We start from the raw sequence: 20,689 nt of genomic DNA on the forward strand, positions 1-20,689 counted from the left end.
CGGGTTAAGCGCATGTACCTAATATAATAAAATATCAGCCTATATTGTTTGGGCATTATTTCCATTCACCACGGGAATAATACAGTTGACGTAAAATAATTTAGAATAAACACCGAAAGCAGTAGCTTTAGGAAATGAGATACCTGGCAATCAATATAAACTACGAGCTTGATCAGGACTGGTACTGTAAATGTGCCACGATATTTGACTGTTACAATTATTTTGACAGCTTAGGGCCGGGAGACGGACCAAAAACTGCCATATACGATATAGAGACTAACACCTACCTATGGGTTGATGAAAATCATGCTGGGCATAATGAACGTTTAAACGGAATTGTGTCTGATGCGATGAGTAAGATCAGCGCACATAGCTGAAGATTTACCTTAATTAACTATTACTACCCCAAAGGGCAATTGCTACAACGATTGCCCTTTTTCCATTTCTCGCAGCATTTCTTTTTCTTCTTTTTAGATTTATCAGACTTCTTGTCCTTCTTATCCTTATCTTTCTTCTGGTCTAATATAAAGGCGTAGGTATTCATTGAACAGTTATAGGTATAGGTATAGGTCATCTTCAACAATTATCAGACCAGTCTGATGTTACTGAACCATTTCTTAAAAATCATGTCATATGTGCCATTCTGCGTCAGCAGCTCCAGGGCTTCATTAATCTTATCTTTCAGCGTTACATCGCCTTTTTTCATTGCTATAGCATATTGAGATTCCGTTCCGGGCATGAACATGCCGATCTCCAGTGCCTTATGTTTATGCAAAAAGCCTCCCGCAATCGGTGAGTCATCAATCAGCACATCGATCCGTCCTGCCACCAGCTTTTTATACAACTCATTATTCGTTTCTGCATGCATGGTAGGGTTAGAAGGGAACTGTGACATCACGTATTTCTCCGCTTCTGTAGCGATGCGGATGCCAATCCGTTTATTCTTAAAGTCGGCTAGGTCAGTAAGCACAGCTCCGCGCTGCACTATAGCGCACAGTTGAAACTGAAGATAGGGTTTACTGAATTCCAGGATCATCTGCCTGGAACTGGTCATCGTCACTGCAGAGCAGATCATATCCAGCTCTCCTTTGTATAATTTCTCCAGGATAGTGGCCCACAAAGAAACTTCGTAATGAAGCTCAAGGTCAAGCAATTCAGCAACTGCAGCAATCATATCAACTTCAAACCCCTCGAACAGAGATGAATTATAGTCGCTATGTAATGGAAAAGGGGCAGCTGAATCCAGACCGATCTTCAATATTCGTTTCATCCGTTTATTTTATCGTTTTTCAATTGTTAGATGGCGCCAGTGCTGATTAAAATATTCGTTTTAATCATGTCACGCTCATATTTTATTATATTCTGGCAATTTTAATGAAATTAATATCACTATTCGAATAAAACACAATATATAGATTTCTTTTTTACTCAAAGACAACTAATACTACCGAAAAAACACCAGGATTAAAAGGGCTAACCCCGCTGCGAATAAAGTACTCAGGAAATTTACCCAGTCATTATTGAGCATATATTTGCGTTCCAGCGCCGCTCCGAGAAAAGAATCAGCGAAATTACCTGCAGCACCGGCAAAAATAATGATAAGGAAGGCCGTATGAAAGCCCTCGGCTGCAGCGTAGATTGTGGAGATGACCAAAGCCCCCGCTATGCCAATAAAGGTACCCTCAGGACTCACTACGCCATCCAGTCCGCGTTCGTCTTTCTTCCAGGTCAGGCAGTTGTAAAAGGACCTTCCATACAACATTCCCAGTTCAGAGGAAAGTGTGTCTGCCATGGCAGAAGCCAGGCCCGCACTCAGCACCGGCATCAGCATATCACGGTAAGTCGGAAAGATGAGCATGACTATGGCCACCAGCGTAGCCGTTCCTGAATTGGCGAGTACCTGTCCGGAATTTCTTTTGACGGAATCCCCGGGCTGATCCAGTTCCTGTTTCTTCCGCCTTCCCCATGACGTAGCAATTGTACCGCCGAGAAAGAATGTCGTTAACATCAATATTCCCGCATAACCTGCACCCAGGTAGATCAGCAGTCCGCAGATCAGCCCTGTAAAAGCTGCAGGCACCGTTAATTTTTTGGCATAAATGCTAAAAGCAACTCCCGAAAGAAGCAATAACACAACAGGAAGGTCTTTCAGTTGAACGATCACTCCTCAAAGTTAAATATTCAATGGAAATTTCTGTAATCAAATATTGAAGCGGGGATTTGTGTGACAACACTTTGCAGGTGATCTTTTTAATTATATTTGCTCAGCATATAAATCCAAATCATTTGCCCAGATATTGTTTCCGGCTTACGCTCACGTTGTTCCTGATTGCTACCGGCACCGGTTTGCTGTTCGCACAGGAAATCGCAACACCCAAATATCCGGTAAAAAAAGATTCATCAGCAGCAGACACAGGACAGTTGGATGCAGGCGACGTATACAACCTCTTATTCCGCAAGAATAAAAAGAAAGCGCCTAAAAGCAGAAAAAGCGGCAGCCTGGTATTGTTGCCTTCCATTGGTTATACACCAAGTACAGGGTTTGAATTTGGTGCCGATGTATCCGGAACCAGGTATCTCGGCGAACCCGAGAACACTACCCTTTCCGTATTCGATGCCTATGCGGCAGTCTCTACCAATGAACTGGCACTGATCCAGCTGACACATAACATTTACACCGCCCGGAATCAATGGAACATACAGGGAAGTTACGACCTGGGGAAAACAGTGGTGCTGGACCGTGGATTGGGAACCGGTCGCGAGGTGCCTGAAGCAATCCCCATCAGGTATACGTACATCAGGCTCAGCGAAAACATTTACCGCAACCTGTTTCCGAACTTTTATGCAGGTGCCGGGCTGGCATTTAATTATTATACCAATATCGATGAGGAGCTTGATGATCCGGAAAGCATCAAAACCCACAATTACCTGTACAGCGTTAAAAACGGATATCCTGTAAATCATTATTTTGCCAGTGGACTGCTGATCAACCTTCAGTACAACACGCGCGACCAACCCTACCGCCCTTATAAAGGCTTATACGTAGACGTGATCCTGCGGGCCAACCAGAAATGGCTGGGCAGTGAGAAAAATGCACTGCAGCTGAAGACGGAACTCAGAAAGTACTGGAGCCTGTCGGCCAAAAATCCTGAGCAGGTACTGGCTTACTGGCTATGGGGATCTTATCTCCTGAACGGCTCTGTTCCCTACCTGGAACTACCCGGAACAGGCAGCGACATTAACCAGCGCATCGGGCGCGGGTATACGATCAGCCGCTTCAAAGGCCCTTCGTTCTTTTACAATGAATTGGAGTACCGTTTCCCGATTACCAGGAATAAGCTGCTCAGCGGCGTGGTATTCCTCAATATGGAAACAGCAAACAACCAGAATAACATCAAACTATTTAATTACTGGGAACCGGGTACCGGAGCGGGCCTTCGTATCCTGTTTGACAAACATACGCGCTCCAACCTGTGCCTGGATTACGGCATAGGCAATTATGGCTCCAACGGCGTCTTTGTAGGGTTAAATGAAGTATTTTAAGCCTTAGAACTCAAACTGTACCTTCGCCCTCAGTCCGTATTCAGAAACGCCCGGGTTATCCAGATAGTTGAAACGTTTAACCACATCAAAACGAAGTACTTTAAAGATATTCCCTACTCCTATACTGCCCTCAATATAAGGTTTGCTGCCCAGGGAGTAAGTTCTGGCCACACCATCTTCAGTAGTAGGAAACTGTAACAGGTTGGGATGTAAATTAGGGTTATTCTCATCCCTGATCCCTCCCATCAGACCTTTAAAAGTAGCATATTCCCTCAGTTTAAGTTTCCTTAACAGGGGGATCCTGTTAAAGATCAGGCCGTTGAAGTTATGGTCCACATTCAGGCTCAGGTAATGGTCACTCACAAACTCCTGGAAGTTCATCAGGTTGTAGGCGTATACCTGGTAAGAGTACGACTGGTTGGCATGGTGTATATCCAGCAGGGGGAAAGGAACTTTCCCGAAAATATACCCGCCTTCGAGGCGCACGTCAGACCGGCCGAACTGCGACAGATAAAATCTTTTGTCGATCGTTCCGATCAGGCTCTGGTATTCATACTGGCCACCAAACGCACCTTTTAACCCCGATGAGAAGTTCAGGTCAAATACCGGATATTTCTCTATCGTACGTTCACGGTAGGTCTTGCCCTGGTAAAAACGCTCATGCGGTGCGTAACGCAGTTCAAGGTTAAATTCGGCACTGGTAATTTGGCCGGTACGTACCAGCTGCCCGTTTTCAAAACTATCATACACCAGCGTTCCCGCCGGGGTTTGTGTCCATCTTTTGAAACCAATGTTAAAGGAGAAGTGACTGGCATATTCCTGCATGTATTCTGCCCGGTAAAACTGGCTGTAAATAAACTGGTTGTTTACGCCGCGCCTGAAGGAAGAAACGATATTGTCCTCAGGGACCACCGTTTTAGATTCATCACCCGGCACGTCCACATCGCGCTGATAACTCACACGGATAAAGCTCTGGGGGAATTTGTAGATAGACTTATTGTTCAGCGAGTAAGCAACACTTCCGTAGTATTTAAATTTTTCGTCTTTGAAGCCGTACGCACCATAGGCGGCAAGGTACCAGCGGGTGCTGAAATCAGTCGTGGTCCGCCCGCCCAGACGGAGCCTGAAGCCTTCCAGGTTATTAAACCCGTAAAACCCATAAAAAGGCCCTGCTTCTACAGGGCCAAATTTCTTATAACCAATGAACAAAACGGAGGCCACATCCAACAAACGTTTAAAGGACTTCATTTTCCCAAGGGTATCGATATTGCTGTAGATCTTGAGCTTGTCTTTGGCCAGTGTATCCAGCCGGTTCTCTGCCCAGTACTGGTCAGACCGTTTCTCGGCATCCGGAGCAACCACCAGGCTCTCGCCCCTGTAAAGACTGTCGGGATGATCTACATTGGACTTGTAGTTTTTAATGACTACAGTCCTTTCGCCTTTAAATCCTCTCCCTCCTTCTTTCCCTAAACCAAAATCTACCAGCAGGTGACTTTTGCTAAGGTGAAATTTACCAGCCGTATCTGCATCAAAGTTCAGTTTCACCTCCATGGCACGTATAAAATTGATGTTTACGCCTTTACCGGTCTTCAGAAAAGCATCCTGCACCGCGTACTTTCCGTCCATGGTAATATAAATGCGGCCTTCAAACAGTAACCCATTTTCGTTGCGGGGAATGAAGGAAAGCTCTATCAGGTTGGGCGTATGAGTCGTGATGGTGTCGGTAATAAAGAACTTGTAAAAGGCCGGCGCACCGTCGGCTATAGGGCTAAGAAACTGACTATTAGTGAATACAATATTGTTCTTATAAATATCTACGTCGGCATACATCCTTTCGAAGTACGTGCCTATGGCATTGTTATCTACCAGCCCGTCATCAAAGTTAACATGTTTATCAGCCAGTACAACCACCTTATTCTTTTCAGGGTTCTTTCGGTAATAATTTTGTAAAAGGCGCTCCCGAAGGTATACCGGAAGAATATTTTTACCGCCAACCTCATTGGAGTCCTGCTCATCAAAGAGGAACTGGTATTTACGGAAAATCTTTTTATTCTTGAACTTTTCACTCAGGTTACTGAGGGAGAACTGCATCCAGTCGTACTGCTGAAATTCAACAGTTTTCTCACTTTCCATCCTGTTCATTGGCTTATGCTCAATTACCTTGTGGATCAGCTCAACGGCGGGATTGTCCTTATTCCTGTACCGGGCCTTTTTTCCCGAGCTGATCTTCACTTCTGTAAGGCTCTGCGAAGTTTCCTGGAGCCTGATATTGACGGTTTGCGTAACAGCCGGGCTGATGGGTAAAACCTGCGTTTTGTATCCCACGTAATTCACCTGTATCTGGCTGAAAGGGCCTGGGCTGCTCAGTGTATATTTCCCTACTGCATCAGTTTTGGTGACGATCCTGGAATCTTTAAACAGCACGGTAACATACGGTAACGGAGATTTGTCCCTGCTGTCAAGGATAGTACCTGAAACCACAGTGTGCTGTGCAGAAGCAGTTAAAAGGATGAGAAAATTTAATAAAATCAGTATATAAAAAGACTTCTTTTTAATATCATTCATAAGTATTGCGCCGGGCCTAAAAGTCTTTTTATCGAAGTACAAGATAACGATAGTTCCAATCTACGATCTATAATGATCATTTCCAATCAGGAAAGCCATTTACATAGATTTCTGCCTTCATTATCATGTTAAAAAATGTTAAAATGCAATTATCGAGCCGAAAACGTATCATATGACGATATCTTTTCCGGTAAAAGATAAACGCATACCTGACAATTAAAAATGATATGTGGCTAACGTTTTTTAGGATCGCTCAATTCGTAATAAGTCTCTCTGAAAGATTTCGGCGCGATCATCATCTGGCGTTTAAAGAACATGTTGAAGTTGGCCGGATATTCAAAACCCAGGCAGTAACCTATTTCTGAAACATTCCATTCTGTATGTTTGAGCAGGGAGATCGCTTCGTTCGCAATTCTTTTGGAGATATGGTCTGAAGTTGTTTTTCCCGTTACTTCTTTAACGGCATGGTTAAGGTGGTTCACATGTATACTCAGGCGCTCGGCAAAATCGTTTGCGGTACGTAGCTCCAGGATATGATCAGAAGAATAAATAGGGAACTGCCTTTCGAGCAGTTCTAAAAATTGCGAGGAAAGACGCGAAGCAGCATTGTGGGATTTTGAACCGGCATCATCCCTGGGCTGCATTCTCATGGCCTCATGGATCAGCAGATTCACATAATTACGGATCACATCGTATTTATGGGTATACTCGGTCTCAATTTCTGCCAGCATTTTCTCAAAGATCGTACTGATAGACACTACCTGCTGCTCATTGAGGTAAAACATCGGTACATCCTGAATTCTGGCCAGCAGAGAATCATTTGAAGGCTCGGAACGCTGCCTCATGAAACTTTCAGTAAACAGGCAGAAATAGCCCGACTGAAACTCGGAAGTCGTTTCCCAGGAATAGGGAACAATGGGATTATTGAATAACAGCGCAGGACCGTTAATGATGATTTTCTCTGTAGGATAATGAAGTATGCCTTTCCCAATGATCAGCGAGATCTTATAAAAATCCCTCCTGTTGTACGGAGACGGATTCAGCGTGCAGTAGCCCAGTCGTTTGAAGACATTAAAATGTCCTGTGGGAACATTCAGGCCTAAACTGGGAATAGTCACATCGGGTCTGCTGGCGGCAAACATCTGATAGAATTCCAGAAGGGAAATACTTTTTTTCACGCCATAAAAATGCGCATTTTTTTAAATATGTCCCTTCCTTTATTTGTAATTTTATGGTTTTATAGGATCTCCGGCATGAATTTCTTCACTTGCCTGGCTCACCAGGACGTCCCCATCCGCTATTTCTCCGTAAATCTCAATTTTATCATCAGTTTCACGGCCTTTTTTAATCTGCACAATCTCAGCTTTATTATTTTTCGCACGGATCACATAAATACCTTCAGGACCGTCTACTACAGCTGCTTTAGGCACAATAAAAGTGCTCACATTTGCAGGTAAAGGGATAGAAACATCAGCAACCATACCCGGTAACAGTTTTTTGTTAAGATTGGGTACGTCCATCTCTATTCTTTCTGCACGCAGGCGGGAATCAAGAGCGCCTGACATCCTTTTTACCCTGGCACTGAACAGGTTATTCGGTTTAGACTTTACACTGAAGCTCACCGCATCACCTTCTTTCAGGTAACCGGTGTACAGTTCCGGGATGGAAACTGCAAGCCTCAGGTGTTTCTGCTCCTGCAGCGTAAAGATTGGCAGCGCAGAGCCTGAACCTGTAGGGCCTACAAAGGCACCAAGATTCACATTCCTGGCAGAAACCACACCACTGAAGGGGGCACGGATCGTCAGGTAGCCCATCGTGCTACCTACTTCTTTATATGCAGCTTTGGCCGCGTTCAGCTGCGCCATGTCAGAGTTCCTTTTCGCAACGGCCTGGTCCAGGTCATTCGTAGAGATAGTCCCTGGTGTTTTGCTGGTTTCCAGCAGCCTGTCATAAGTTGCTTTGCTGGCAGTATATACCGCTTCCTGCGATTTCAGTCTGGATTCTGCCGCAGCCAGCTGCGAGCTGATCTCCGGTGCTTCAAGTGTCATCATTAACTGACCCTTGGTTACTTCAGAACCGATATCTACATTCAGGGTTTTCACAAAGCTGCTCACTTTGGCATACAGATCTACCTGTTGGAAAGCAATCAGCTCTCCCGGCATTTTTAAAGAGGTGGATAGTTCTTCTTTATGCAACACAAAGGTCGGGATAGCAACCGCTGCCTCGGCCGGGTCTTTATCTTCTTCCTCTTTATGGTTACAGCTGCTCAGGAAAGCCAGCACTGCAAGGCTGCTGAATAAAACGGTGCTGCGGCGGAATATTGTTGTGTTCATTATGTTTGTCATCTATTTTCTTTTTCTATTTAACCTCTTTAATCGTTTAATCCTTTGATGTAGTGTTCGCTTTCTTCGTCCTCAGGGTCCAGTGAAGGTGATTTTAAAGGAACATTGCCCTGTACCCAGGTAAACACCATCGGAAGGATCAGCAGTACCGCAAAGGTTGAAGCAATCAGTCCCCCGATTACTGCTCTTCCCAGTGGTGCAATTGCATCCCCGCCTTCACCTTCACCAATTGCCATCGGCAACATACCTACCACCATGGCCGCACTGGTCATAATGATCGGGCGTAAACGTAGTCCGGCAGCTTCTCTGGCCGATTTTAAGGCATCCCCGTTGTGCTGTCTGAGCTCTTCGGCATTCGTGATCAGCATCACCGCATTCGCAACGGATACCCCTACCGACATGATGATCCCCATGTACGACTGCAGGTTGAGCGTTGACCCCCACAAGGTCAGTACAACCAGTGAACCCAAAACAACGGCCGGCACGGTAGCCAGTACAACAAGCGGTACCCTGAACGACTGGAAGTTGGCCGATAACATCAGGAAGATCACCACAATAGCAACCAGCAACCCGTTTTGTAAACTCATCAGCGTTTCATCCAGTACTTTACCCAGTCCGATCTGTTCCACATTCACTCCCCTCGGCAGTTTACCGATTGAGGCAAGCGCTTTGGTCACATCCTTATTGGCTGTACCTAAATCTGTGTTTTTCAAATTCGCGGTAACGGAAAGGAATGGCGTAGCACCCATATCATCGGCTTCGCCATAAGTGGTGTCAGCCTTAATGGTAGCCACATCACTTAGTGTTGGGCGGGTGTTGTTCTGCAACAATGAAATCTCGCCCAGGTCATCTTTGGTATTCATCTGGTTAAACGGAACCTGCACCTGTACGGAGTATGAAAGTCCGATTTTGGTATCTATCCAGGTATTTTTCTCCGTATAACGGGATGAAGAGGTGGATGCAACCAGTGACCTTGAAATATCACCAAGGTCTACCCCCAGCTGTGCAGCACGCACCCTGTCAATATTGATATTGAGTGAAGGGTATTTGATCGGCTGCGCAATCTGCGCATCCCTCATATAATTGATGGCCTTTAACTTTTGAAGTACTTTATTGGCATACACCTCGTTCAGCTTTTTGTTCTTACCCGAGATCCTCACCTCTACCGGTGTTGGCGATCCCTGGCTCAATACCTTATCCGTCATCTCAATCGGCTCAAAAGACAATTTCACATCAGGCATGATCTTCCTGGTACGGGCACGCAATTCATCCTTAAACTCATCCATATTACCTTCCCAGTCTTTCAGGTTTACCTGGAATACCGCCTCATGCGGACCGCCCATAAACAGATAGATAGGGTTTACTGAATATTGTGAGGGATGCTGCCCAACATACACTGAGGAAATCCCCACATGTTCGGCACCAACAATATCTTTAACTTCTTTGAGGATCCTGTTGGCTTTCTCTTCAGTGCGTTCCAGCCTGGTGCCGTCAGGAGCACGCATACGAAGCTGAAACTGGCTGCCGTTTACCCTTGGCAATACGTCACGCCCAATGCTGACAAGGAACAGGACAGCCAGGCCAACAATCACTACGATATAAGTAATCACCACCGTTTTTGTATATTTAAACAGGCGGTCAATGAAACGCATAAAGCGGTTTCTGAATTTATCGAATTTCGTTTCCTTTTCCTGGTGATTGAATTGTCCTTTATCTACCAGGATCTTTTTCTGATCCAGCGTATCACGTTCAGATTCCAGGGTTAAGCCTGTCTGGTTGAAAGCATCTTCATCATCAGTGATCGACGAATCTGTTTTCTCATGCGGATACGGATGCGCAACCATCAGCCAGTTGGCCAGTACAGGCACAAATGTCTGTGAAAGCAGGAAAGAGACGATCATGGAGAAACCGATGGCCAGTGCCAGCGGCAGGAACAAAGCTCCCGGAATACCGGTCATTGTGAATGCCGGGGCAAAAACTGCCAGGATACACAACAGGATCAGTAATTTAGGAAAGGCGATTTCTTTACAGGCATCCCAGATGGCCAGGGCCTTGGGTTTATGCATGTCGAAATGCTGGTGGATATTCTCTATCGTTACGGTCGACTCATCGACGAGGATACCGATGGCCAGTGCCAGTCCGGAGAGTGACATGATATTGATCGTCTGCCCGAATAATTTCAGGAACAGTACTCCAGAAATAATGGAAGTAGGTATGGTCAGGATTACGATCAGTGCCGCGCGCCTGTCACCCAGGAACAACAACACCATCAATCCTGTCAGTACCGCACCAATTACGCCCTCTTTAATCAAACTTTTAACAGCGTTGATTACATAGACCGACTGGTCAAACTCGTACGACAATTTAACGTCCTCCGGCAGGGTATTCTGAATTTTGCCCAGATTGTCTTTTAATCCTTTTACCACATCCCAGGTTGATGCATCTCCTGATTTCGCAATATCAACATACACTGCACGTTTTCCATTGATCAGCGCATAACCCGCGGTGATATCCGCACCATCTTTCACAACGGCAACGTCTTTCAGGTAAATATTTTGTACCCCTCCTTTATAAAGCGGGATATCTTCAAACTCTTTTACCTTGCTGATCGTGTAGTTAGTAGGCGTAATATAATTCATATCCCCTATCCTCACGTTTCCGGAAGGGGCAGTCTGGTTATTCACTTTGATCGCATTCACGATCTGATCTACAGTAAGGTTATGTGAGCGCATCAGTCCGGGATTAACATCGATCTCGATGGAACGCGGGCTACCCCCGAAAGGTGCCGGTGCGAGTAATCCGGGAATTGCTGTAAAGGACGGCCTTACAAACGTATTGGCCAGATCCTGCAGTTCATTATTCGTACGGATCTTACTGCTGAGGACCAGCTGTCCTACCGGCAGTGAAGAGGCATCAAAACGGATCACGAAAGGCGGCTGTGAACCGGGAGGGAAACTGGACTGGGCCCTGTTAGACAAAGCACTGAGCTCTGCTGCAGCCTGGGCCATGTTTGTACCTTCATAATAAGTTAATTTCATCAGCATCAAACCCTGGGTATTTTTGGTTTCAATGCTCTTTATACCATTAGCGAACAGCAGCACATTCACATAGGTCTTACCGAAATAAGCTTCCATTTGTTCCGGGGTATATCCGCCGAAGGGGTGTGCGATGTAGATAACCGGCAGGTTCATCTGCGGGAGGATATCCACCTTGATACTGGTCATGGCACTGATACCAAAGAACAGCATACCTGCAACAAACACCATAATGGAAATGGGCTTACGCAGTGCGAAACGTATTAAATTCATATCTGAGGGAACTGCTTAAAATTCGTTAATAAATATATTATAATCACCCATTGCGGCTGATTTGATCAATAGGGCCTGCCATACATTTGTATAGGCAATATCCCGGTCTGTCTCTGCCCTGTTGAGCACAAACAATGCCTGCGTAAGGTCTACGAGTGTAGCCAGTCCGTTTTTATATTGCACACTTTTCTGCAAATAGGCCTGCGCCGCTGCCTTGACCTGCTCTGGCGCTTCCATATAGTTGTCCATCGCATTTTTGATCTTAGTTTCTGACAGCGCCAGTTGTGAATGCAGCTGCTGATCAATCACCTGGTACTCATTTTCGAGCCCGTAGGTGGTGAAGCGCTGTGCCCTTACCTGCGGTGAGGTTTTCAGAATGGAACTCAGGTTCCAGACAAGGCCTACGCCAAACAGGTAATTTGCACGGGTAGGATTAATACCGTCACCGTAGTTTGATGAATAGGCACCCTGGTCGTTCCCATAGTTTGATGAAAAACCGGAGCCCCTGCCCTGGAACACGCCGATAAAGGAGAATGTAGGGTACATCAGTCGTTTATAGTAATTTGTCTGCTCATTACTCACATCCACCCTGTTCCTGTAGTATTTAAGGACAGGATGCTGTGCAAGGTTTGCATTGGTATCTGCCATTAAGATGGCATGGGGTACATGATTGATAGACGCGGTATCCAGGGTAAATTCTGTAGCGGTAATTCCTAAAAGGACACCAAGCCTGTTGGCTTGCTCCTGCTGCAGGTCGATAGCGTTAGTCAGTAAGATCTTTGCACTGGAAACCTGTGCATTGGCCAGCGCCGAGTCAACCCCGGCGATTAGTCCGTTTTTTGCACGCGCCACAGCGTTATCTTTAAAAACTATTGCTCTTTCCAGGTTCCTTTGCTGAGACTTGGTCAAACGCTGTGCAGCAAGCAGGTTCAGGTAAGCGGCAGATACGCGGATCTCGTGCTGGAAAATCTCCTGGCTGAGATCATTTTCATCCCTGGTAAGCGTCACTTTGGAAACCTTTATCCTTTCTTTAATACGTCCAAACGTAAAAAAGTCCCAGTTGATATTACTGAGATAAAGCGCTCCGAAGCCGGCGTTCCAGTTCTGACTGGCCAGTGTTGGCCCTGAAGAAGAAACATTTAACGCACCTCCAAATGGAGCAAGCGGACCAGTCTGCCCGTTAACGGTACCGTAATCCTGCTGTGCGGAAAGGGTAAAGTTAGGAAGATACTCTCTTTTGGATTGCATAACAGTCTGTTTCGAAGCATTAACATAGTTCGTTTTCGCTTTTATGGTCCCATAATTTGCTATCGCGGTACTAATGGCCTCTTTCATATTTAAGGTCTGCGCATCAACAGTAAGATTGGCACACAAAAAAGAACAACAAAGAAGTGTGGAAAGGGGTATTCGGGGCATCATTAATTTCAATTAAATTAAATCGATTATAGTTAGTGTTTTTAGTACACAACAAATGTATATGACAGGGCACGAACGAAAGTATTCAGTTCAAATCAATACTTATTAAATTCAAATAATTGTGCCCTGGCTGTGTCTAAATAGCCATTTCCCTAATATAGGGCATCTTAGGCCGCAAAAAACAATAACTGTACTATTGTTACAATACTGCCGTTACATTATGGTTACACTTGCCTTACACATGTGTTAAAACAAGATTAAAATAACTTTGATGAGATCAATTTAAGATTTTTGATAAACCACGGATTTGATAAACCCACTGTAGTAATATGCGGTCTTCAGCGGGAGGTACAACGCCTCTTCGAAACAGTGCTCTGTATTGATCAGGTCTCTCGCCTCTATCCTGGAGATTCGCTTAAAGAAAAGGTACATCGCCTTCAGCAGGTACCGTTGCCAGTGCTTGCCGGAACCCGCGTTATAATAGAAATCGGAAAACAGCCAGAGCCCGCCGCTTTTGAGTGCCGCATGGAACCTGCCGAAGACAAGGCCGATCTTTTCTGCCCGAAAATTATCAAACAAAAACGCGGTGATGATCACATCATAGTCGGTACCGATCTTGAAATCTTCTGCGGCGGCATGAATATAGCTGACCTGATTGCTTTTTACATCCCGCTTTTTTGACAGATCCAGCATTTTGGCCGAGATCTCTACATAGGTGATGCGGAGTCCCGAAGGATGGATCTTAGCGATTTCCTCCAATACCCAGCCTGTTCCGCCGCCAGCGATAAGGATAGTACCATTTGCCGGAATGCAGATCAGTTGCTCAATCTGGGCACTTAGCTGTGCACGAAAGAACACCAGCCTGCTCAGCACATCATAATACCGGGCTATCGGATCATAGTTGTTATTGTGCATAGCTGTCAGATAAATTGCATCGCCAGGATGCCGCAAATGGCCTTTACCAGGATTAACCCGTCGATCACGATAAGGTAGTAAAATATTTTCTTTCTTTTGTTCATGGAATACGCCACCACAAGTGTAAGTACAAAAGGAATCAGGTTGAACAATACGCGGATCGTGGTAAAATGTTCAATAGAGGCAAAGATGAGCAGGGATAACATTCCCAACAGCAGCAGCGGAATCAGCACATAGAATATCGTCTTTTTCAGACCTATCCGCACGGCAAACGTCTTCAGCTGGCTATTGGAATCAATAGCATAATCCTTCATATCAAACATAATTGCATTTACCGTACAAAACATCCAGTTTTTGATAAAGAGAAAAAACCAGAATGGAGATTCTGCAAAATCCACTCCTGACTCTATACGCAGCAGGATCAGTGGAAGCAAATTGGCTGTGGCAGCCCATATAAAACCAATGATGAACGGCTTCAGCCAGCCGGTATTCCTAAGGTTGAGGTTAAAGAAAAAAACCGGCACCAGCCCATAATACAGGACAGCCATACCAATTACTACCCCTACCGTGATCCAGTACAGGACAGGAAGATGCAGGATAGCCATATAGTCCCTGTTCAGCATATACAGAAACACCGCTGCAAAAACAGACCCTAAAAGAATCTGGCTCCCGCGAATAAAGGTTTGATGCTTGCCATACCAGGCGGTTCTTGGATTCTGCGCGTTCTCAATGCTGGTGGCGCCCATATAGGCATAGGTATAATAAATGATCGGCGCCAGAAACACCAGCATATAGTAACTCAGGGAATTAAAGGGCATCTTTAACTGCAGTGTGGATTCCACAGTTAAACCAACGGCAAGCAGCCCGACAAAATAATTACCAAAAAATATAAATCTTAAGATCTTCAGTCCCATTTGCCCAACTCCCTGACTCCTTAAACTTAGTTTTCGGAAAGATATTTAAATACAGCAATCATATCCTGATCGCCATACCCTTTTGCCGTTGCCGACTGCAGTGTGGTATGTAAAGATTTCCCTACAGGGGTATCCATTCCGTTTTCGGTAGCCAGCCTGATGTCTTTGGCGAGCAGTTTCAACGCAAAAGCAGGCTTGAAATCATTATTAAGGATATTGTCTGTCTTCATTTTGGTTACTCCGCAGCCTACAGCGCTTGCATTGATCAGCGGAAGCAGCAGTTCTGCTGACAAGCCATTTTTGCGCGCAAAGATCACTGCTTCTGCCAGACCCTGGTCCACAATGCCCAAAAGTAAATTTACCGACAGCTTTGCTACATTGGCCTTGCCGTTCTCTCCAAGATAAACCGACATCCTGCCCAGCGCATCAAATGCAGGTTTTACTTTTTCGTAGATTTTTTCATCGCCGCCAACCATGATCACCAGCTGTGCTTCTTCTGCGGGTTTTACGCTGCCGGCTACCGGCGCGTCCAGGTAAGAAATACCCTTTTCTGCACAAAGGCCTGCGAGGTACTTTGTGGTTTCCGGCGAAACCGTACTCATGTCTACGATGGTCAGCTCTCTACCCGGATGGGCAGAAAAAATGCCATCTGCTCTTTCGTAGAGCTCTTTTACCGCATTGTCATCACTCAGCATGGTGATAATCACATCTGATGTGGCCAGCAGCTCGGCCGGTGAATACGCCACTCCAACCTGAATCTCTTTGCTGAGTGCTTCAGATTTAGCTGCACTGCGGTTGTAAACGGTAACTTCAAATCCTGCTTTGACCAGGTTTTTAACCATTGGCGTTCCCATATTACCAAGTCCTATCCAGCCTATGTTTAATTTTACGCTCATATCTATATATTTATTTTGATGTTTTAACCTGACTTTCCCAGCGGATATTTTTTCAGGAGATCTTCTATCCTGGCGTCAGGCACGAGTTCCGTTATGGCAAGAATCCTGATTCGCCTGAAATCGGGATGAAGTGTATTGATTACATAATTGCAGGATTCCGGCATTACTGCCGAAGGCACTTTTAAAACCGGCATTCTCATGTGATCGAACCATTGATTACCAAGCGGCTGACAATGTCGGTAATCATAGGGGTCCCGCCAGTCCGGATCAAGATCACGCTCTTCTATCGTACTTACGGACAGATCATCCGGAATTTCTATACAAACGATCTTAAAATCATGGTTGAAACCTACTCCCTGACGCCTGACCATATTTTCAAGGAAGGCCAGTGGTATGTTCTCTGCGCAGTAAAGCACAGGTCTGCCTGCTGCTGCCCAGCGCCCATTGACGCCCGATGCATTGAGTGTGGCAGCATAATGCTTATGCCCGATTCTAAAAACGACCATACAGAAAGTTAAACGGCATCACCATAAGCCATTTTCACCAGCTCATCTGCAACCAGGTCTACACCGCCCGGGGTAGTTAACCAGTCCATGGGCCGTTCTTTTGAATTCCAGAATGGTTTATTGAGCCAATAGCTGAATTCATCTACAGTGCCAAACAGTTCTACCCCCTTTTTATACAAGCCAATGAGTTTAAGCAAATGCTCTCCATAAACAGGCTCCAGCAGTTTCTTCTGTTCTTTATAATTGCTGATGGTACGGGAAGAAATATTGATCAGATCCGCCAGAGATTTATTGGAAATATTGATCGCTTCGGCAAAATCATAGAACAGGCCCGGTTTTAGTCCCTGTCTTGCATACTGAAAAACCTTCATATCATCGCTCACATCTATTGCGCTGAACTTGATGCGGAGTGTTTCTGTTCGTTTGTCTAAAAGGAATGCATTGGAAGCTGCCATATCTTTAGGTTTAAAAGACCAATATACGAATAATTTCACTATTAATAATGAAATTATTCGTACACTTCTTTAATCAACCGCTCTGCCCTGAAAAGGTTATCAGAGTTTTGCAGGATCTTGGCCCTCAGTTTGGAGTTATATCCGGGATGTGCAGCCAGGAACTTCCTCACCACATCTGCCGCCTGTTTTGTCTGGTAAGTGCCAAAAGTAGCCTGCAGCCAGGATTGCGGAAAAAAGATATCACCGGTAGACTGGATCTCTTCGAGCAGATCAAGGCTTTGCTGCAGATAACGGATGCTGTAAGCCTGGCGGAGGGGATGATGCAGATAGTACAAGGCTCCCAGCACATTGGATTCCCTGGCCCTGTTTGGTAAGAATTTCAGGCTGTTAAAAAAATTATCCCTTTTCCCCTGGTCACCCGATACCGCCGGCATGATAAACTCAAAGCGTTTCTTACGGTCAGGATTTGTGATCCTGCTATCCTGGATCTTTAAAATGGCAGGGTCAGCATCATCCCGCACCGCCAGGGACAGTGCCAGACTCGTATAATCATCTTCAGCCAGGGCAACTCCGGAAGGCGGCTGCTGGCTTTTCCAGACCTGGTACAGCCTGTCCCGCGCCCCGGCACTCATAAATATATCCTGGTAGGCTTTAAATAATTGTTTCCTGTTATTGGAAGCTTTTTGCTGCTGCAATGCCGCCCAGATCTGGTTCTCTAATCCGGCCGATAACCGTTTTCTTTGGGCCGGCGTACTGAACTGCCAGTAAATTGTACTGATATAATTCGTTAACAGTTTGATATTCAACTCCTCCTGCTCCCTCTCCAGTCCCCTGCCAAACAGCGCCAGCAATTCATCAGGACGGATCACCCTTCCGCTCAGCATCTGCTCATACAGGGAGATACAGGCAGTTGCCCTGTGCAAAGGTTTTTCCAGGCTGAAAAGCTGCTGCAACAGCAGGGGGTCTACAGGCCATTGTCCGTAGCCGTCACCCGCAGAATTAAAGAGGATGAACATCGGCCTTGCCAGTCCTTCAGCTCCCTTCACCACCAATTTTTCACCGGTAAAGCTCGCATGAAGAACTTTAACCGATCCGGGATAAAACAAGCTGAGTTCAAATGTTTGCGGCCAGATGCGCTTCTGGCCATATTCCGGGCGCTGGATGATCTGCAAACGGGTAATCTTTTCATCCTCATAGGTTACTGTATAGCTGATCACCGGGCGGCCGCTCTCATTCACCCAAACCTTATTCCATTGCTCCAGGTCTGCCGGTGTATAGCGGTCCAGGATCTGAATCAGGTCCGGCCAGGAGGCATTCCCGTTTGCAAATTTATGCAGGTACTCCCTTACGCCCTGCTGAAACGGAGCCTTCCCCATCAGGCTTTCCAGCTGCTGCATCATAACAGGAGCCTTATGATAGATGATATTGCCATAAAGGGAACCTGCATCTTTCAGGTTATCCAGTGGCTGCCGGATGGGGTTTGCCCCTTCAGTACGGTCTACCGCATAGGCGGCGGGAAGATGATCGATCAGAAATTTAAGTGCATAAGCATCCTTGCCAGCCGTTTCTTCAGCACTTTTATCGGCCATGAAATTTGCAAACACTTCCTTCATCCACACATCGGAGAACCAGTCCATCGTTACCATGTCGCCAAACCACATATGTGCAGTTTCATGAGCGATGAGGTTATTCCTTGAATTCAGCTGGTCTTTAGTGGCCCCGGTATCCAGGAATAAGGAAGATGCTTTATATTGAATTGCCCCCGGATGCTCCATTCCACCAAACTGGAAATCAGGGATCGCCACAAATCCGAACTTCTGAAAAGGATAAGGAATCCCTGTCCAGCTCTCATAGTATTTCAATGCAGAAGAGTGGAGCGCAAAAATAGCAGGCAAACTCGGTGTGATCTTTGTTTTGTCGGTTTCACGGTAAAGAAAATCAGTGGTTTTACCTCCTGCAATGCCTTTATACAGGCGAAAGTTACCTGCAGCAAAAGCAAAATGATAGGTACTTAAAAGGTTCGAGGGTTTGAAATGATACGTTTTATACTGCTGTCCGATCACAGAATCTTTTAATTCTCCGTTTGCAATCGCTTCCCAGTCTTGCGGCACATGTAATGTCAGCGTATATATGGCCTTCAGGTCAGGCTGATCAAAACAGGGAAAAACCGTTCTGGCCCGATCCGGAACAAACAACGTATACAGGTAATCTAAATTTCTGTTCAGTGCCCCATCCCCCGCTGTAAATTCAATCTGCACCACGTTCAGGCCCATTTTAAGAAAACCCGGACCGAGCAGCAAATGCTCTTTCTGATAGTTAACATCCACATGCTGCCCGTTGATGATCATCATGCTGATCTTTGCAGGGTCTTCCTTAAAATCAAGCTGTACAGGAAGCCGTACTGAATTCAGGCTAAAGGTTAAGGTTTCATGGGCAGAGATGGCTTTTGTCTGCCCTGCCGGGATATCCAGCTCAAGCGCATAGCCAATATTGCTGAGAACAGCCTTACGGTAGAGCGCCAGCGAACGGTCCACCCCAGTTTCCAGTACAGGATCATTTACCGCCCTGCGCGATGAACACGCGATCAGGATAAACAACAGCAGAAAGAGAAACCGGAGATCACGAACCATGGAGCCAATTTAACTCATTTATTCTATATCCGATGGTGAATAAAGGCATGTCCGAAACATTTTATCGAAACCATACAATTTGAGCTCTTTACCAATCACCACGATCTTTGTTTCCCTGATCTCATCCGGCAGCCAGTTTTCCCCAAGTGCGATGGCGAGCGACTTCCCTACGGTTTGCAGCACAATCCTGCTTTCGAAGAGGTGACTATAAATGATGCCCTTCACGCGGTAAACATTGGCAGATTGCGCAATCAGGAAAACCATCATCCTGTGTTCGAGATCCTGGATATTCATACTCTCCTTATACTTCAGAAGAACAGTTTCAATATCACTGTGCTCATGCCGGTTATGCGATGTTCCAAAGGCCACCAGCGGTTGTTTTTCCGGTGCTGCACTGCTTAAACTGAATATGCCTTTCGGTGTAACCACAGGCTTCGGATTGCTGTAAAAATTAGCGAAACGCTCTCTCGCAAAAAGTTTTGTCACCTGGAAATTCTGCCCTTCAGCAACCAGTGTTTCTGCGAAAGGATTGATTGCCTTTAAAACTGCCTGTAGCTCCTGTACATAACCCGGGCCTACCTTCTCCACTTTATTCAGCAGGATAAGATCGCTGAAGGCAATCTGTTTGATGGCCTCCGGATGTTCTTTTAACTGGTCTTCAATGAGTTCCGCATCTACGATACAAATTACCCTTTTCAGGTCGAAACCCCGTTTCACATTGTCGTTCGTCAGGAAAGGATGTGCAATATTCGCCGGGTCGGCAATACCTGTAGCCTCAATGATCAGGTGGTCCCAGGCATCCCTTTTATCCCAGAGGTTATTCAGGAGTTCATAGATATTGTCATTCAGCGTACAGCACAGGCATCCGTTATTCAGTTCAATAACATCATCCTCCCCTTTCAGGATCAGGCCCGCATCAATGCTCTCTTCGCCAATCTCATTCTCTATGATCGCAAATTTAGTCTCTTTCTTTTTCGCAATAACCGCGTTCAGCACAGTCGTTTTGCCAGCGCCCAAAAACCCGGTCAGGATCGTTACTTCTTTAGCTTTCATTTTATTTGTTTTTTTCGCAAAGCAAATTTGCCAGGTAAATTTAATCTTTATCTCCCGCTATCAATATGATTACCCGTCATCATCCGATAAAACGATATGCCTGTATGGCGATCTGTAATTTTCATGTTGCGTAACTAGCAAAATCA

General features: G+C 45.6%; 16 protein-coding genes. 2 read left to right on the forward strand and 14 right to left on the reverse strand.

The genetic code is table 11. The annotated features are described in order from the left end of the window. Positions 1–134: 134 nt before the first annotated feature. On the forward strand, positions 135–377 hold the full coding sequence (locus tag BLW16_RS06090; protein WP_090555702.1) for a hypothetical protein: 243 nt from the start codon (positions 135–137) through the stop codon (positions 375–377). A 209-nt stretch (positions 378–586) separates the two neighbouring features. On the opposite strand, the gene BLW16_RS06095 is transcribed toward BLW16_RS06090, so the two are convergent. After that, positions 587–1,270, reverse strand: coding sequence for a substrate-binding periplasmic protein (locus BLW16_RS06095; RefSeq protein ID WP_090555703.1), 684 nt, complete (start codon positions 1,268–1,270; stop codon positions 587–589). 174 nt (positions 1,271–1,444) lie between these two features. Further along, positions 1,445–2,164 (reverse strand): DUF92 domain-containing protein, encoded by a 720-nt coding sequence (locus BLW16_RS06100; RefSeq protein ID WP_217631515.1) that lies wholly within the window; start codon positions 2,162–2,164, stop codon positions 1,445–1,447. Between the two features lie 122 nt (positions 2,165–2,286). On the opposite strand from BLW16_RS06100, the gene BLW16_RS06105 reads away from it, so the two are divergent. Continuing rightward, a complete protein-coding gene (locus BLW16_RS06105) occupies positions 2,287–3,543 on the forward strand; it encodes a BamA/TamA family outer membrane protein (protein WP_175470490.1) in 1,257 nt (418 codons plus the stop codon). Between the two features lie 3 nt (positions 3,544–3,546). On the opposite strand, the gene BLW16_RS06110 is transcribed toward BLW16_RS06105, so the two are convergent. From BLW16_RS06110 to BLW16_RS06165, 12 genes are all read right to left on the reverse strand, one after another. Continuing rightward, positions 3,547–6,108 carry a DUF5686 and carboxypeptidase-like regulatory domain-containing protein gene (locus BLW16_RS06110; protein ID WP_090555705.1) on the reverse strand — a complete coding sequence of 854 codons (2,562 nt, stop codon included), beginning with the start codon at positions 6,106–6,108 and terminating at the stop codon, positions 3,547–3,549. A 233-nt stretch (positions 6,109–6,341) separates the two neighbouring features. After that, positions 6,342–7,286, reverse strand: coding sequence for a helix-turn-helix domain-containing protein (locus BLW16_RS06115; RefSeq protein WP_217631516.1), 945 nt, complete (start codon positions 7,284–7,286; stop codon positions 6,342–6,344). A 51-nt stretch (positions 7,287–7,337) separates the two neighbouring features. Then, positions 7,338–8,441: an efflux RND transporter periplasmic adaptor subunit gene (locus tag BLW16_RS06120; RefSeq protein ID WP_090556111.1), complete on the reverse strand. Its 1,104-nt coding sequence runs from the start codon at positions 8,439–8,441 to the stop codon at positions 7,338–7,340. 38 nt (positions 8,442–8,479) lie between these two features. Beyond that, a complete protein-coding gene (locus BLW16_RS06125; protein ID WP_090555706.1) occupies positions 8,480–11,758 on the reverse strand; it encodes an efflux RND transporter permease subunit in 3,279 nt (1,092 codons plus the stop codon). Positions 11,759–11,773: 15 nt separating this feature from the next. After that, positions 11,774–13,093 carry a TolC family protein gene (locus tag BLW16_RS06130; protein ID WP_245735143.1) on the reverse strand — a complete coding sequence of 440 codons (1,320 nt, stop codon included), beginning with the start codon at positions 13,091–13,093 and terminating at the stop codon, positions 11,774–11,776. Between the two features lie 363 nt (positions 13,094–13,456). Then, complete coding sequence (locus BLW16_RS06135; protein ID WP_090555707.1) at positions 13,457–14,089, reverse strand: class I SAM-dependent methyltransferase; 633 nt, start codon at positions 14,087–14,089, stop codon at positions 13,457–13,459. Between the two features lie 5 nt (positions 14,090–14,094). Beyond that, entirely contained in the window at positions 14,095–14,931 is an 837-nt protein-coding gene (locus BLW16_RS06140; protein WP_245735144.1) for a UbiA prenyltransferase family protein, read from the reverse strand. Between the two features lie 98 nt (positions 14,932–15,029). After that, positions 15,030–15,899 carry an NAD(P)-dependent oxidoreductase gene (locus BLW16_RS06145; RefSeq protein WP_090555709.1) on the reverse strand — a complete coding sequence of 290 codons (870 nt, stop codon included), beginning with the start codon at positions 15,897–15,899 and terminating at the stop codon, positions 15,030–15,032. A gap of 23 nt (positions 15,900–15,922) precedes the next feature. Continuing rightward, positions 15,923–16,405: an RES family NAD+ phosphorylase gene (locus BLW16_RS06150; protein ID WP_090555710.1), complete on the reverse strand. Its 483-nt coding sequence runs from the start codon at positions 16,403–16,405 to the stop codon at positions 15,923–15,925. An 8-nt stretch (positions 16,406–16,413) separates the two neighbouring features. Continuing rightward, positions 16,414–16,860, reverse strand: a complete 447-nt coding sequence (locus tag BLW16_RS06155; protein WP_217631518.1) for an antitoxin Xre-like helix-turn-helix domain-containing protein — start codon at positions 16,858–16,860, stop codon at positions 16,414–16,416. 53 nt (positions 16,861–16,913) lie between these two features. After that, positions 16,914–19,490 carry a M1 family metallopeptidase gene (locus BLW16_RS06160; protein ID WP_090555711.1) on the reverse strand — a complete coding sequence of 859 codons (2,577 nt, stop codon included), beginning with the start codon at positions 19,488–19,490 and terminating at the stop codon, positions 16,914–16,916. 18 nt (positions 19,491–19,508) lie between these two features. Beyond that, positions 19,509–20,543, reverse strand: a complete 1,035-nt coding sequence (locus BLW16_RS06165) for a CobW family GTP-binding protein (protein ID WP_090555712.1) — start codon at positions 20,541–20,543, stop codon at positions 19,509–19,511. Between the last annotated feature and the right edge of the window lie 146 nt (positions 20,544–20,689).

The organism is Pedobacter hartonius (assembly GCF_900107535.1).
In the GTDB taxonomy this organism is placed as follows: Bacteria; Bacteroidota; Bacteroidia; order Sphingobacteriales; family Sphingobacteriaceae; genus Pedobacter; species Pedobacter hartonius.